Source organism: Acinetobacter sp. NBRC 100985 (assembly GCF_000241225.1).
GTDB lineage: Bacteria > Pseudomonadota > Gammaproteobacteria > Pseudomonadales > Moraxellaceae > Acinetobacter > Acinetobacter venetianus.
In genome coordinates, this window is the sequence record NZ_BAEB01000062.1 from 1 (window position 1) to 460 (window position 460).

Sequence of the window (460 nt, forward strand, 5' to 3'; positions counted from 1 at the left end):
CTGCATCCAATTGGCCTTTGTTCACCGCTTGGTCTGCTGTGGTCGCATCCGCAACATTGCTGATGTTGGTGTTCGCCGCATCAATACCTGTAGTCGTGATGCTTGGGCCACCTGTAATCACTAAGCCACTGTTGTCGAGCTTGCTGTTGCCTGTGGTCACGCTGTCAAGGTCAAGGTCGCGGCTTAAGCTGTATTGAATGGTGTTGCCACTCTTCGTCACTTGGAGGTTGCTTTCGCCTGCTGCTGTACCGATGTCAACGGTGTCACCCGCTTTGATTGCACCTGCATTGGCACCATTGCTTGCCAAGTTCCAGCCTTTGTCTAATTCGGTGATCGCATCGCCGACGTTGTTCACGTCGGTGCCATTCACGCTATAGGTCGGTGCTGTCACTGCGCCTGTCGTGCTGTTGTAGGTTGCACCACCGCCTAAGTTGTTGGCTGTGCTGTTACCCAATGCATC

At 53.7% G+C, this 460-nt stretch carries 1 pseudogene; it reads right to left on the reverse strand.

The annotated features are described in order from the left end of the window. Window positions 1-460 (reverse strand): annotated as a pseudogene (locus ACT4_RS16055) (hemagglutinin); the annotation flags it as partial.